Annotated in this window: 13 protein-coding genes; 6 read left to right on the forward strand and 7 right to left on the reverse strand. The window is 39.2% G+C overall.

From position 1 onward, the window contains the following. Positions 1–13 precede the first annotated feature (13 nt). On the reverse strand, positions 14–2,632 hold the full coding sequence (gene acnD / locus AC5YDM_RS10160) for a Fe/S-dependent 2-methylisocitrate dehydratase AcnD (RefSeq protein ID WP_496151994.1): 2,619 nt from the start codon (positions 2,630–2,632) through the stop codon (positions 14–16). A 256-nt stretch (positions 2,633–2,888) separates the two neighbouring features. On the opposite strand from acnD, the gene ygfZ reads away from it, so the two are divergent. The 4 genes from ygfZ (at position 2,889) to AC5YDM_RS10180 (ending at position 6,346) form a co-directional block, all read left to right on the forward strand. Beyond that, positions 2,889–3,611, forward strand: a complete 723-nt coding sequence (gene ygfZ, locus AC5YDM_RS10165; protein ID WP_496151995.1) for a CAF17-like 4Fe-4S cluster assembly/insertion protein YgfZ — start codon at positions 2,889–2,891, stop codon at positions 3,609–3,611. A 110-nt stretch (positions 3,612–3,721) separates the two neighbouring features. Then, positions 3,722–4,612: a TPM domain-containing protein gene (locus AC5YDM_RS10170; RefSeq protein WP_496151996.1), complete on the forward strand. Its 891-nt coding sequence runs from the start codon at positions 3,722–3,724 to the stop codon at positions 4,610–4,612. A 154-nt stretch (positions 4,613–4,766) separates the two neighbouring features. Next, positions 4,767–5,006, forward strand: a complete 240-nt coding sequence (locus AC5YDM_RS10175) for a hypothetical protein (RefSeq protein WP_496151997.1) — start codon at positions 4,767–4,769, stop codon at positions 5,004–5,006. Then, positions 5,000–6,346: a TPM domain-containing protein gene (locus tag AC5YDM_RS10180; protein ID WP_496151998.1), complete on the forward strand. Its 1,347-nt coding sequence runs from the start codon at positions 5,000–5,002 to the stop codon at positions 6,344–6,346. Before AC5YDM_RS10175 ends, AC5YDM_RS10180 begins: the two co-directional genes overlap by 7 nt. 36 nt (positions 6,347–6,382) lie before the next feature. Here the strand turns inward: AC5YDM_RS10180 and AC5YDM_RS10185 are convergent, their stop codons facing one another. Beyond that, on the reverse strand, positions 6,383–7,015 hold the full coding sequence (locus AC5YDM_RS10185) for a nitroreductase family protein (RefSeq protein ID WP_496151999.1): 633 nt from the start codon (positions 7,013–7,015) through the stop codon (positions 6,383–6,385). Positions 7,016–7,053: 38 nt separating this feature from the next. Beyond that, entirely contained in the window at positions 7,054–7,911 is an 858-nt protein-coding gene (locus tag AC5YDM_RS10190; RefSeq protein WP_496152000.1) for an SDR family oxidoreductase, read from the reverse strand. Positions 7,912–8,120: 209 nt separating this feature from the next. Between AC5YDM_RS10190 and AC5YDM_RS10195 the strand changes: the two genes are divergently transcribed. Further along, entirely contained in the window at positions 8,121–8,483 is a 363-nt protein-coding gene (locus AC5YDM_RS10195; protein WP_496152001.1) for a winged helix-turn-helix transcriptional regulator, read from the forward strand. A gap of 211 nt (positions 8,484–8,694) precedes the next feature. Here the strand turns inward: AC5YDM_RS10195 and AC5YDM_RS10200 are convergent, their stop codons facing one another. After that, the gene (locus AC5YDM_RS10200; protein WP_496152002.1) at positions 8,695–8,943 is read right to left on the reverse strand and encodes a hypothetical protein; all 249 of its coding nucleotides are present in this window, start codon (positions 8,941–8,943) and stop codon (positions 8,695–8,697) included. 313 nt (positions 8,944–9,256) lie between these two features. Here AC5YDM_RS10200 and AC5YDM_RS10205 point away from each other — a divergent pair, with 313 nt between their 5' ends. Beyond that, positions 9,257–10,063 carry a tetratricopeptide repeat protein gene (locus AC5YDM_RS10205; RefSeq protein ID WP_496152003.1) on the forward strand — a complete coding sequence of 269 codons (807 nt, stop codon included), beginning with the start codon at positions 9,257–9,259 and terminating at the stop codon, positions 10,061–10,063. Positions 10,064–10,240: 177 nt separating this feature from the next. Here the strand turns inward: AC5YDM_RS10205 and AC5YDM_RS10210 are convergent, their stop codons facing one another. From AC5YDM_RS10210 to AC5YDM_RS10220, 3 genes are all read right to left on the reverse strand, one after another. Continuing rightward, positions 10,241–11,161, reverse strand: a complete 921-nt coding sequence (locus tag AC5YDM_RS10210; RefSeq protein ID WP_496152004.1) for an AEC family transporter — start codon at positions 11,159–11,161, stop codon at positions 10,241–10,243. Between the two features lie 90 nt (positions 11,162–11,251). Beyond that, positions 11,252–12,361, reverse strand: a complete 1,110-nt coding sequence (locus AC5YDM_RS10215; RefSeq protein ID WP_496152005.1) for an NADH:flavin oxidoreductase/NADH oxidase — start codon at positions 12,359–12,361, stop codon at positions 11,252–11,254. A gap of 167 nt (positions 12,362–12,528) precedes the next feature. Continuing rightward, positions 12,529–13,803, reverse strand: a complete 1,275-nt coding sequence (locus tag AC5YDM_RS10220) for a carbohydrate porin (protein WP_496152006.1) — start codon at positions 13,801–13,803, stop codon at positions 12,529–12,531. Between the last annotated feature and the right edge of the window lie 140 nt (positions 13,804–13,943).

A 13,943-nucleotide genomic window follows, 5' to 3' on the forward strand; every position in this document is an offset into this window, starting at 1 on the left:
GACTTATTTTTACTTAAGCTACATTCCCTTCTAAGAAATCCTGTGCAAAGCGTTGTAACACTCCACCCGCTTCATACACATGTACTTCTTCTTCAGTATCTAAACGACACGTTACAGGTATCTCAAGGATTTCATTTTGACCCTCTTTAGTTGAACGTTCAACCACCAAAGTCAAAGTCGAACGAGGCGCAATATTACCAATCACGCTATACAACTCAGTTCCGTCAAAGCCAAAAGTTTTACGATCCATCCCTGCTTTAAACTCAAGCGGTAACACGCCCATACCAACAAGATTCGTACGGTGAATACGCTCAAAACCTTCCGCTACAATCGCTTCAACCCCTGCAAGACGTACACCTTTAGCAGCCCAGTCACGGCTCGAACCCTGACCATAGTCTTTACCTGCAATGATGATCAGCGGTTGCTTACGATTCATATAAGTTTCAATCGCTTCCCACATACGCATCACTTCGCCCTCAGGCTCAACACGTGCCTTAGAACCCTGCTTAATCGTACCGTCAGAACGAACAACCATTTCATTGAACAGTTTAGGGTTGGCAAATGTCGCACGTTGCGTCGTCAAGTGATCGCCACGGTGCGTTGCATACGAGTTAAAGTCTTCTTCAGGCAAGCCCATTTTCTTCAAGTATTCACCTGAAGCACTGTCTAAAACAATTGCATTCGATGGCGACAAATGATCCGTAGTGATGTTATCGCCCAAAATTGCAAGCGGACGCATATTGGCTAAAGTACGTGGTGCAGCAAGTGCCCCCTCCCAATATGGCGGACGGCGAATATAAGTACTTTGCGGACGCCAATCATAAAGTGGGCTTTCAGATTTGGCATTGACACCTAAATCAAACATTGGAATGTAGATCTTTTTAAATTGTTCAGGCTTAACAGCCACTTTAACCAGTGCATCAATTTCTTCATCAGACGGCCAAATGTCTTTGAGGTAAATAGGATTACCGTCTTTGTCATTGCCCAATGAATCAGTTTCAATATCAAAACGAATCGTCCCTGCAATCGCATACGCCACAACTAATGGAGGCGATGCCAAGAACGCTTGTTTTGCATAAGGATGGATACGACCATCGAAGTTACGGTTACCTGATAAAACAGCCGTTGCATATAGGTCGCGGTCGATAATTTCTTGTTGAATTTTCGGATCTAAAGCACCTGACATTCCGTTACAGGTGGTACATGCATACGCCACAATACCAAAGCCGAGTTTTTCTAAGTCAGTTAAAACACCCGCTTCTTCGAGATACAAAGCAGCCGCTTTAGAACCCGGTGCAAATGATGATTTCACCCAAGATTTGCGCACTAAACCTAGCTCATTGGCTTTACGTGCAAGCAAACCTGCTGCAACCGTGTTACGTGGGTTAGACGTATTGGTACAAGACGTGATTGCAGCAATTATCACTGCACCATCTGGAATTAAACCTTCCGCTTCTTGCGCACGAGCAGCTTCTAAGTTACCTGCGATGCCTTTCGCTTTTAAGTCAGCCGTTGAAACACGTGCATGCGGGTTTGATGGCCCTGCAATGTTACGAGTCACTGTAGATAAGTCAAAACGTAATACACGTGGGTATTTCGCTTGTGTCATATCCGATGCCCAAAGACCGATCTCTTTGGCATAGCTTTCAACAAGCTTCACTTGCTCTGGTTCACGACCTGTTAGCGTCAGGTAATCAATAGTGTTTTGATCGATGTAGAACATTGCCGCAGTTGCGCCATATTCAGGAGTCATATTGGAAATCGTCGCACGATCGCCCACAGACATGCTGTCTGCACCTTCACCGAAGAATTCGAGGTACGCACCGACTACACGCTCTTTACGTAAGAACTCAGTCAATGCTAAAACGATATCAGTTGCAGTAATGCCTGCTTTGCGCTGACCAACAAGTTCCACCCCAATGATATCAGGTAGACGCATCCACGACGCACGACCCAGCATCACGTTTTCAGCTTCTAAACCACCCACACCAATTGAAATCACGCCAAGCGCATCGGTATGTGGTGTATGTGAGTCTGTACCGACACATGTATCTGGATAAGCTACACCACCACGGTTCTGAATCACTGGAGACATTTTCTCCAAGTTGATTTGGTGCATAATGCCGTTGCCCGCAGGGATCACATCAACATTTTCAAATGCTGTTTTTGTCCATTCGATGAAGTGGAAACGGTCTTCGTTACGACGATCTTCAATCGCACGGTTTTTCTCAAATGCATCTGGGTCAAAACCACCAAATTCCACAGCCAATGAATGGTCAACAATCAATTGTGTTGGAACAACAGGGTTTACTTTAGATGGATCTCCACCTTGGTCTGCAATCGCATCACGTAAACCTGCAAGGTCAACCAGTGCCGTTTGACCTAAGATGTCATGACACACCACACGTGCGGGATACCATGGAAAGTCATGGTCTTGTTTGTTAAAAATCAGTTCTTTTAAAGATTGCTCTAAAATCGCAGGATCACAACGGCGTACCAATTGTTCAGCCAAGACTTTTGAGGTGTACGGTAGTTTCGCATAAGCGCCTGACTGAATATCTTCAACGGCTTGTTTCACGTCAAAATATTCTAGCTGGGTACCTTGCAGTGGTTTACGGTAGTTGTTATTCATTGCATACCTGCCTTATCACTTTTTCTAGCTATCTTTCTTGTCGATTGGAATCAATCAAATTTTAGGCATTGTACGCTGTCAAAAGTCCATTTCCCAAATCTTATATATTTCATGTGGTTAGGTATAAAAAATAGGGTTTTAGACATAATTAGTTACATAAACTTTGGAATAATTGCTCTAAATGTGCTTTTTTAATGAAAATAGTGGAAAATTAGGCTAATTCTTTAGTATTAGACTTGTTTCGTGAGATGAATAAATGAGCAATTTAGCTTTCTCCTCATTCACCTTAAATGGTGAAGATGCACAAAAATTCCTTCAAGGTCAGGTGACTTTACACGTTGAACGTCTTGAAGAAAATCAAACACGTTACACTGCCATCTGCGATTTAAAAGGTCGTATTCACTTCGGGTTATGGCTCACTAAAATCAACCCTGAAAGTTTGGTCATTGTAACCACTCAAGATCAAGCTGAAGAATTTGCTAAACATATCAAAAAGTTTGGTGCGTTCTCAAAAATGAAACTTGAAGAAGTGGGTCAGGTTTATCCGACGCTTCAAGGTGACACGACTATATTCTCAACGGAGACAACGGACATTGCAGCGTGGCAAGTTCAAGCCATTCAAAATGGTCAAGCCTATATTGATCAAGCGATTGAGCATGTGTTCCAACCGCAAGAGCTTCGTCTACATCAGCGTGAAGGTGTTCACTATGACAAGGGTTGTTACTTGGGTCAGGAAGTGATTGCACGTTTATGGTTTAAAGCAAAACCAAAAGCTTGGTTACATGCGATTCAAGGTACAGGCACAGCCCCTGCTCAAGCGGAACAACTCCATGCTCATGTTCAGGTCGTGAATAGCATAGCGATTGACAATGGTTATGTCGCATTAGTGGTGGCACGCCCTGAAGCGTTGACTGAGTTAGATGTGGCTATTTTAGAGCTCCCTGAAGCGCTGAATGGTGATGTAGCGCGTCCTCAGTAAGTTGTTGAAGCTTAAAAAAGACAATCTCTAAAAGTCAAAATACAAAAGTATTTTGGCTTTTTTCTTTTTGCTGTTTAGAATCAATCCATACTAAAAATAGATTTATTAAAATGTATGCTTTGCGCTTTAGACAACTCTTTTACTTTCATTTTGTCATCATTTTACTGAGCTTAATCTCTCCGACTCTATGCCAAGCCTCGTTAAATGCTTCTGTACTAGAACAGCTTAAAAATGAGGATGTTGTTGATACCACCCATACATTAACCTCTGTAGAAATAAATCAACTTAAACAACAAAATGAACAGCTCTATCAACAACGCAATATCGACTTTAAAATTTTAATGATCTCTTCTACTCAGGGTGAATCTATTGAGAAATATGCATTAGACGTATTTAACACACTCAAAATTGGTGATGAAAAGCTCGATAACGGTTTACTGCTTTTGGTTGCTCAAGATGATCGTAAAATGCGGTTTGAGGTAGGTTATGGCTTAGAGGGTGACATTACCGATATTGAAGCAGGACACCTGATCAGATATCAATTAGCTCCCCATTTCAAAGAGTACAATTACTTTAAAGGGCTAAGTGCCGTACAGCAAAAGTTAACTAATACCCCAGCTACAGACTCCTTGCTTATAGAATCAAATCAGATAGAAATATTAGATACTGCTGAAGAAGAATCACCCATAACATTGATACAGCAACCGCCTGAAACAGATACTGCTAATGTTGTATATTTAAACGAACCATCTAAATTTATCTCAAACTATATTCTAGTACTCTTCTGGAATATTGCTGTCAGCAGTATGATTGTTATTTATTTCTCTCCCATTTATTCTCAAATTCGTGAGCAGAATTTAAAGATTAAAGGTTTAATAAAATTCTTAGTTGTATTTCTCCCCTTACATCATTTTTTTTGTTGGGCGATTACGGGTATCAATTTTTTTCCTGTTATTTCCGATCTATGCAGCCATTCTTTACCTGCTTTTTCAGCTCAATAAAAAATGGAATATCTACGAATTTTCACACCAAATCTATAATAAATATTTAGGTAAAAATCTAAAGGTTATCATTATTATTGGCTTTATTTTATTCATATTTTTGATGTTTTTTATAGATTCACATTTTATTTCTATTTTCATCACATTGCTATTTATGCCATTTATTTTAGGGTTGGTATGGGCAGGGATTTATCATATTGCTAAACAATTTAAGCAACTTTACCCTGAAAAATATCAACATTGGTTTGACGAATCACCGATAACTTCAAGAAGATACGGCTCTTCATCAAGTTCTAGCTCAACGAGCTCACGTTCTTCAAGTTCAAGATCCTCAGGTTCTTCGCGTCGTTCAGGAGGTAGCTCAGGCGGTGGAGGTGCTTCAGGCTCATGGTAACTTTTAAACCATTCAATCTATGGATTTTAGGGTCAGTTTTATATTTGCTGTGTACGCTACTGTATGCAAACACCCCTGCTCTACTCGAACAGCTCAAAAATGAAAATATAGTTGATACCACACAAACCCTCAGCGCTGATGAAATTGAAAAACTAAAACAGCAAAATGAACAACTTTATAAAGAAGCAAATGTCGATTTTAAAATCTTAATGATTCCAACCACCGACGGTGAATCTATTGAACAATATGCACTAGACGTATTTAACACACTCAAAATTGGTAATGAAAAACTCGATAACGGTTTGCTGCTTTTAATTGCTAAAGATGACCGCAAAATGCGGTTTGAGGTAGGTTATGGTTTGGAGGGAGAACTTACAGACATAAAAACTGGTCGAATAAATCGGAATATCTTAGAACCCTATTTTAGGCAAAATCAATTTTTCGATGGTGTACAGTTAGCTCAAATCGAAATTGCAGCACAATATAAGGTGGAATTAACATCTGTTTCCACCTCAACTGACGATAAATCACTAGAAACTTCAGAAGTTTCAATGGATCAGAATCTGTCAGTTAATACGCTTGAATCAGAATTGACCTCGATATATCGTGATCCAAATGATTCAACGCTTGATCTGTCTAAACGTTCAAAAAATCCGAATAGTTATATTGCTGTTGGCATTTGGACAGTCTGTTTCAGTCTAATCATTGCAACTTATCTCAACCCTATTCTATTTATTCTTAAAGACTCGCATGTAGACTTTTCAGCACTTCATCTTTTGCTTTTATTTTTCTTAACCGTACATAGCATTTTTTGTTGGGTGATCACAGGACAAAACATTCTGCTAATTATTCTATGTAGTTTATTAGCATTGATATCTGTGATGATTCTAAATCATTACTTGCGGTTTTGGCGCAACTTTAAAAAACGAGTTCTACATCGAATTCGTATTAATTGGACTCTCATCCTCTTTTTTTACATATTTATATCTCTAGGTTCAGCATTTTTCAGCGCGAAAGAAAATGGACCATTGTTTATATTTTTCGCATTTTTACCATTTCTTATGCGTACGTTATGGGCAATGCTACATAATGTATTATTTCCTCATAAACAGCTCTACCCTTTTGAAGAACAACACTTATTTTTTGACCATAAAGTCGTGATTATGTCTGGTTCATTTGGCGGTGGCTCAAATGGAGGGAGCTCTAAAGGTTCTCGTGGTAGATCATCTAGAAAATTCTGGTGGAAGATCATCAGGAGGAAGATCTGGTGGAGGTGGTGCTTCGGGTTCATGGTAGATGAATCAAAACCTCTTAGTATTTATAAAAAAAGACCGCATTGAAGTGGTCTTTTCGATCTAGCAATGAATGCCTAAAAATTATTGAATATCCGTCACAAACTCTTCACGTGAGATACGGAATTTCTTCAAGCCTAACAACCAATCTTTTTCAGGATTACGACGCCCTAACGCCAACAACACGACTGATTTTAAGCCTTTTTCTTTAAGACCCAACAACTCATCGATCCCGTCTTTATCAAAACCTTCCATCGGTGTTGCATCCACCCCTAACTCTGCCGCAGCGGCAATCGCCATGCCAAAACCAATATGTGCTTGTTTTGCCGTATGGTGATACTGCTGTTCTTCCGTAAAGGTTGAAAATAAGTTTTTCAGGTTTTGCACCACATCCATCGTGGTATCTAAAGGTAAATTACGCTCACGATTCATTGAATTATAGCGCTCATCAATGCGTTCATCTGGAATCGTATCCCACGCAGTAAAGACCAAAAGATGTGATGACTGGATAATTTGAGGCTGATTTAAAGCAACTGGAGAAATTTTTTCTTTAAGTTCTTGATTGCTAATTGAGATAATGTGAAACGGTTGCAATCCTGCCGATGTTGGCGCTAAACGTGCTGCCTCTAAAATCTGATCGACCAAAGCCTGTGGTAATTTTTCGCCAGTCATTTGTTTAGTGGCATAACGCCATTTTAAAGCATCTAAAAGTTGCATGAAGTAATTCCTATATTCAGTAATGAAGTTTCAATTTTTTATGCGTATATGGTTTTCAAATATTCTTGTAACGGTGCACTCTTACGACCTAACAATTTTTCTAGATCCGTATTTGCGACTTCATATTGGTGATTGGCAATATCAAGCACTGTGCCATGCGTTAAATAAACCAAGAACTCTGGCAAACCAATTTGCCCCAAAAACTCACGATAGTTTTGAACTGTTAGGTTTTGATACGCCACTGTGGTTTGGTTCAGTTGCCCCAAAACATCAGCAATGTCTTGATAGCTATAGGCTTGACTGCCGACCAAATGATACGTTTGGTTCTCATGTCCTGATTCCAATAATAGCTTTGCAGTCGCTTCACCCAGTTCTGCACGTGTTACATAAGGGACTTTGCCTTCACCACCCGATAAAGCAATGCCCGTTTCCACAGCATCTTCACCAATAATTTGTGGAATCGCCTCGGCATACATCGTATTACGTAAAAAAGTATAGTTCAGCCCACTTTCACGAATGTAATCTTCAGTTTGAAAATGGCTAATCATCAAGTCTTTGACCGCAGAAGTGTCGATATTTTGAATCGCTAAACCTGTATAAATAATATGTTGCACGCCTGTCTGTTTGGCAGCATCAACTACATTTTTATGTTGTTCTAAACGATTCATATCCATAGTAGAAATCAGTAATAACTTACTCACACCAGCAAAGGCTTTGGCTAAATCTTGTGGCTCATTAAAATCACCCAAACGTACTTCGATCCCTTGCTCTACATATGTTTTCGCTTTATCAATATTCCGTGCCAATACAGCAAACTGATTCAGTGCTAACTGTTGTTTTAAATGCGATACAACATGACCCCCTAAGTGACCTGTTGCTCCCGTGACTAAAATCATGATTTTCACCTATCATTCTTGTGTTTATACATCTGCTCGAATTAGACTTTTGGCAGATTGAGATCAATCATCTAAACGTTAGGCTTAGTTATAAAAACTTTATTCACAATGTGCACTATACAAAAGTATAGTGATCTTGCACTATTTTCATATTAGCTTAGCGCATACGATATAATGCTGTATTCCATTGAATTTTAAGAACTATAAAAATGAGTGAAAATGATCTGAGTATAGAAGATGAATGCAATGTCGCGTTTATTGTCGCTTTAAAAAATGCCACCAATGTCATCAATGGAAAATGGAAACTCGCCATTATTGCCACGATGATTAAGCAGCCACGACGTTTTAATGATATTGAACGACTGCTTCAAGGCATTACGCCACGAATGATTTCAAAAGAATTAAAAGAGTTAGAACTCAACAGCGTTGTCATGAAAATCGAAGGTACTGATCCTGAATCAGGGCGAACTGTAGCAATGTATGATTTAACCCCGTCAGGGCGAAAACTTGAAGCTTTAATGGTGCAAATGGCAACGTGGGGACAATTGCACCGTGAAAGGTTGCAACAATAAATAAAATAGATAATCGGAAATAATGAATCACTACAGCTAGCTTATTATTTTAATTCGTAAATTGTACTGTTAGAGCAATATTATTATTTTGAGATAGTCGTTTTAAGCATTTAAATAAACGGCCCAACATTCAAATTTTGAGTCTATTCTTTACCATCAGGCTTTTGATCAACAGCATTGAAGCGCTACACAAAAGCCTGAATGAAATGACTTAGTTAAAGTCATGAAATAACTTATTCATATCTTTAACGACATAATCTTTAAAATGATAAGCACGTGCATGTTTGGCATCAAATTTTGCTTCAGCATCGCCATTTTTGAAAATATAGACACGGTCGTCTTTACTCACCAAATAGTCAACACCAAGCTTCATTAAAAGTGCATCGATTTTTTCTTCATCTGGAATCGAATCATCTTCAAGAACTTTTAAATAATTACGTTTAATGCCTTTAACAAACATGGTTTTCTCACAAACTATACAGACAGGTATTTAAACAGACTCCACAGATGAAACCTAGTGTTGAAGCTTTAAATAATGAACTGTCACTCAACTCGTGATCATCTAGGTAGAACAACATTCAATAAAATAAGCACTTAACACACCATTCACCCAAACCCTAAAAATGAATATATTGCGTATATTTAGGTACATTTTCTATATTTACATTCACACAATTGTGACTATGATAAAAATGTAATTTAAAACCCTCTTTTCATTGAATAAATGGATTTAGAAACAATTGCTGTAGAAAACCAAATATAAAGGTCAAAAAATGAAAAAAATTCTATGTGGAGCATTGCTTGTAGTATCAAGCACGTTTGCGATGGCAAATACACCTGTTGTTGATCCACAATTTGCTAAAATTGAAAATCTCATCAAAGCCAATAACTTTGAACAAGCCTACAAAGAACTTGAAACCCTATCTAAAGCTGGAAATGGACAAGCAACTTATAATCTGGGCTATTTAACTCAAACAGGTAAAGGCACAAAACAAGACCCTAAAAAAGCGGTTGAGCTTTATGACCAAGCAGGCAAACAAGGTTATGCATTAGCAAATTACATCTTGTCTCAAGGTTATGCTGCGGGGAGCTTAGGTTTAGCTAAGAATCCAGCCAAAGCCACTGAATACTTAGATAAAGCAGCGAAGCAAGGTTTTGAAGAAGCAATTGTAGAGCAAGCGGTGATTCTATTTGCTCAAGGTAAACCTGAAACTGATAAACAAGCATTGCAGAAACTTGATCCTTTAATTAAAAAAGGCAGTTATTCAGCACTTTATTCAAAAGCTATTTATGATTTATCTGTTGCTGCAAAAACCAATAATCGTGCTTTGGGTGATAAAGCCCTCAACTCGATTTCTTCTTTGGCTCAAAAGAACTTTATCCCTGCACTGTTGTCAGTAGCCAACATGTATGCCAATGGCGATATCGTGGCGCAAAACCTACCTGAAGCGAAGAAAATCTTTACTGCATTGGCACAACAAAATGTTCCTACAGCAAAAGAGAAGTTAGATATTGTAAACAAAGCACTGGCGGATCAAGCAAAGAATCCACCTAAAGCTGCTGCAAAAGCTAAATCTTAAAACTGTAATCTTAAAGATTCAATCTTAAAAAGCTAAATTTTAAATAGTCCTATTTAAAAGAGTACGATTTAAAAAAATAGCTTTTAAACTTTGAAAAAATTAGCCCTTCAAACCTATTATTTGAGGGGCTTTCTATACTTCTATTATTTTTAATGATTCTTAGATCAACTTAATGAATCACCACATAGCAATGATTAAACTGGTTACAGCGAATCCAAATATTGTGCTAATCAATAGAGGCGTCATCGCTTTATCATTTGCGCCATAAGCTTGCCCTAACATGCCAAATATCGTTGGCATAGGTAAAGCAGCGATCACCGTTCCTGCAAAAATCATTTCATCACTGGCATCAGTCAAATAACTAAGCCCTAAAAATACCAACAGCGGCATCAATAGATTATTCGAAGCGACCAAATAAAAACTTTGTACATTGATATATTTTAATGACATCCCGACGATACCACCACCAATACTAAACAGCGCCAGAGGTGAAGCTGCTTGTCCAAGTAGAGCCAATGATTGATCTATAAGATGTGGAATTTGCAGGTCTAAAAAAGATAAAGAAATACCAATCAACACACTCATAAAAATAGGACTGGTCAATAAGGTTAAAAAGACTTCTTTAACCATCTTGCCTATACTGACCGACTCTTGCGTACTCAACTGAATTAATAGAAGCACCGCGGGAATTAACAATACACATTCAACGATAACCACAAGGGAGATATAGGTCATCGCCTTGTGCCCCATCAATAAACTCAGGACTGCTGTACCAATCAGTCCCGTATTCGACATTGATGCGCCTAAGGATAAAATAGAGGCATGGATGCGATTGTTTTTAAAATAGTGAGTCACTACAAAGAATGCGCTGATAAATAAAATCAGCGTAGCCAGCGTATAAATAATAAAAAATTCTGGGAGCCAAATTTCATGTAGATCTCGGGCAGCTAACGATTGTAGCAATAATGCAGGCAAAGCAATTTTAAGGACGAAAGCTCCCACCGCTTTGACTTGCTCTTGATTGAGCAACTTCAATTTTACGCTTGAGTAGCCAAGTGCCAATAAAAAGAAGATGGGTACAATGACCTGAAATACCATGACTACATGCCCCACACGCACGAAAGCCCAAATCCTAAAGTCGAAGCATCAACTTAGAAATAGGGCTCGTATCTACGGAATAAAAAAGAATCAGAATGCTTTAAAGAGTGATTTTACGCCATGTGGCTGACAACGCAAGTATTGTGGGCTGATTGCGATTTCATCACCTAAAGCTGCAGCTGCATGCCAGGGCCAGCGTGGTTCATATAAAATCGCTCTCGCCAAAGCAATCGCGTCCGCCTGTTGAGTTTGTAGGATCTGTTCAGCTTGTTCAGGCTCAGTGATTAAACCTACTGCAATAACTGGAATACTAATATTTTGCTTAATTGCTTCAGTAAAAGGCACTTGATAGCCTGCACCAATTTTGATGTCTTGCTTTTCATGTAATCCGCCACTCGATACGTGGATATACACAGCGCCCAGTTGCTCTAAAGCCTTTGCCAAACCAATACTTGATTCGACTGTCCAACTTTCTATATCATCCATCCAATCTGTTGCAGAGATCCGTATACCCACTGGGTAATTTTCGGGAACTGCATTTTTAATCGCTTGGAAAACCTCTAAGGTTAAACGAATTCTATTTTCAAAACTTCCGCCATATTCATCCGTTCGATGATTCGAAAGTGGCGACATAAACTGATGTAATAAGTAGCCATGTGCTGCGTGCACTTCAATCAAATCAAATCCTGCATCTACAGCTCGAATCGCTGAAGTTCCAAAGTCTTCAATCACCTTTTTAATTTCATCTACAGTTAATTCATGCGGAGGCAAATCATTTGACCCGAAGGCGATTTCACTTGCAGAAACAGTTTGCCACCCTTGTTCATGTTCAGCGGGTAATTGACCACGTCCCAACCATGGACGGTCTGTCGATGCCTTTCGACCTGCATGTGCAAGCTGAATGCCAAATGGCATTGGAGACAGTGTTTTAACTTTCTCTCTCAATACTTTGAGCTGCGCACGTTGTAAATCATTCCACAACCCTAGATCAGCATAACTAATACGCCCTTCTGCCTGTACTGCTGTTGCTTCAACAATACACATGCCTGCACCAGACAATGCATAATTCGCCCACTGCTGTTCATGCCAATAGCTCAACTCTCCTTGTTCATTGGCTGAATACTGACACATCGGTGCAATGATAATTTTATTGGTGAGTTGCAACGCACCAAAACCTATTGATTGAAATAATTGTGACATCTAAGCTCTCCCTGTGCGAACTGACAGCTATAGCAAACAATTAGGATAAATTTCAACCTTATAAATGAAAACAGGTTCCGAAGAACCTATGATATGTATTTCATTCAATTTCAAAATTAAAGCTGTTTATCCATCCTTATCTAAGTAAGCATCTTGATAAAAAAGCTTTAGAAGATAATACGAGAACCTAGCCCAAGAACTAAAGCATCATCTACACGATTGGTTGAACCTGGGTTAATCACATATTGTAGATTTGGACGTAGCATCAACCATTTCGTAGGGTTGTAGCTATAGTTCAATTCAATATTGTATTCTGCACTTGCATCAAGGTTTGGATTGCTAATACGATTATTCACATGCACTCGGTTTACCGCCAAACCAAGAATATCATTGGGTTGTGAATCCACTAATCCAATATATTTCAAACCAAGCTGTTGAGAGTTATCCACTTTATTGGTCACACGGTCATGCCATGTAAAGTTTGCAAAGCTATGTAAACCTTGACGACCTGAACCTGTAGAAGTCAATTGCTGTTCTACTGCTAACCAACCAGCAAAAGTACGATCTTCTGGGCTCACAGCATTTCCGTTTATTTTTCCTTTTGCGATATCAAATTGATTGCTAGCATCATCGGCAGTGTTATACATCCCACCGACACGGTAGCTGCCTGGTAAACCATTCACTAACGATTTTGGTGTCCAAACCACTTCCGCTGGAATAGTCACACCATCTGCATTGTCTGTATCCAAGTTCCAACCATGACGCTCTAAAGCATTTTCAGGGTTAAATTCATAAACACCGACTTGTACAGCAAGTTCTGAATTCAGCTGTTGCTTAACACGTGCTCCCCACTGTGAAACAGGCGTATTCATCCAAATTCCACCTTGCCACTTACCCATCTGTGCTGCACAAAATGCAGTACTAGCAAAGTCACAAGCCATCACATTAAAGTCCATGCCTAGACCCAAACGACCTGCTTTGATACTTAAGCCTTGTTCTTTAAAATTCTTTTCAATCGAAAGCTCAGTCAAACGGCTTTCTTGGTTACCACGACCAAATGTTCCTTGAGCATTGGCCATTTGTGGTGCGAGCCGATCTTGCAAATCACGAATTGAAGTGCTTTGACCTTGACGTGCAGTCATCACAGCACGAACCGTCACACCATCCCATCCAGCAAGCTTCTCTAAATCAAGTTGTGTCCCTAACCAAAACTGTGCAGAAGTATTCGGACTCTCACCAGCATCACGTCCACCATCCGCGAGATAAGCGGTATCAGTCAAAGCATTAGCTTCAAACTTAACACCTTGCTGTGCAAGTTCAGTACGCTTTCCATCCCAATCCCCCAGTAAATACTGCCCTTTAGGATCAAAAGCTTGCTCTGCCTGTGCTTGCGTCATTGCAACCATCATCAATGGTAAAATAGCGAGATTTAATTTTTTCATTACAACAACCTAAAACAACAACTTAAAAGAGAGAGTAACTTTGGCTAAATTCAATGACTTAAACCAATAATTAAAGGAAAGTTACCGAATTTTTAAGAGATGATCTCAGCAATATTTTTATGATTTATAAAACTTTTTTT

The organism is Acinetobacter sp. CY81 (assembly GCF_059515925.1).

Bases quoted from the DNA above. Each gene is read 5' to 3' on its own strand.
- AC5YDM_RS10200 (WP_496152002.1), bottom strand. From the start codon at position 8,943: ATGTTTGTTAAAGGCATTAAACGTAATTATTTAAAAGTTCTTGAAGAT.
- AC5YDM_RS10220 (WP_496152006.1), bottom strand. From the start codon at position 13,803: ATGAAAAAATTAAATCTCGCTATTTTACCATTGATGATGGTTGCAATG.
- AC5YDM_RS10205 (WP_496152003.1), top strand. From the start codon at position 9,257: ATGAAAAAAATTCTATGTGGAGCATTGCTTGTAGTATCAAGCACGTTT.
- AC5YDM_RS10195 (WP_496152001.1), top strand. From the start codon at position 8,121: ATGAGTGAAAATGATCTGAGTATAGAAGATGAATGCAATGTCGCGTTT.
- AC5YDM_RS10175 (WP_496151997.1), top strand. From the start codon at position 4,767: ATGCCATTTATTTTAGGGTTGGTATGGGCAGGGATTTATCATATTGCT.
- acnD (WP_496151994.1), bottom strand. From the start codon at position 2,632: ATGAATAACAACTACCGTAAACCACTGCAAGGTACCCAGCTAGAATAT.
- ygfZ (WP_496151995.1), top strand. From the start codon at position 2,889: ATGAGCAATTTAGCTTTCTCCTCATTCACCTTAAATGGTGAAGATGCA.
- AC5YDM_RS10185 (WP_496151999.1), bottom strand. From the start codon at position 7,015: ATGCAACTTTTAGATGCTTTAAAATGGCGTTATGCCACTAAACAAATG.
- AC5YDM_RS10190 (WP_496152000.1), bottom strand. From the start codon at position 7,911: ATGATTTTAGTCACGGGAGCAACAGGTCACTTAGGGGGTCATGTTGTA.
- AC5YDM_RS10170 (WP_496151996.1), top strand. From the start codon at position 3,722: ATGTATGCTTTGCGCTTTAGACAACTCTTTTACTTTCATTTTGTCATC.
- AC5YDM_RS10215 (WP_496152005.1), bottom strand. From the start codon at position 12,361: ATGTCACAATTATTTCAATCAATAGGTTTTGGTGCGTTGCAACTCACC.
- AC5YDM_RS10210 (WP_496152004.1), bottom strand. From the start codon at position 11,161: ATGGTATTTCAGGTCATTGTACCCATCTTCTTTTTATTGGCACTTGGC.
- AC5YDM_RS10180 (WP_496151998.1), top strand. From the start codon at position 5,000: ATGGTAACTTTTAAACCATTCAATCTATGGATTTTAGGGTCAGTTTTA.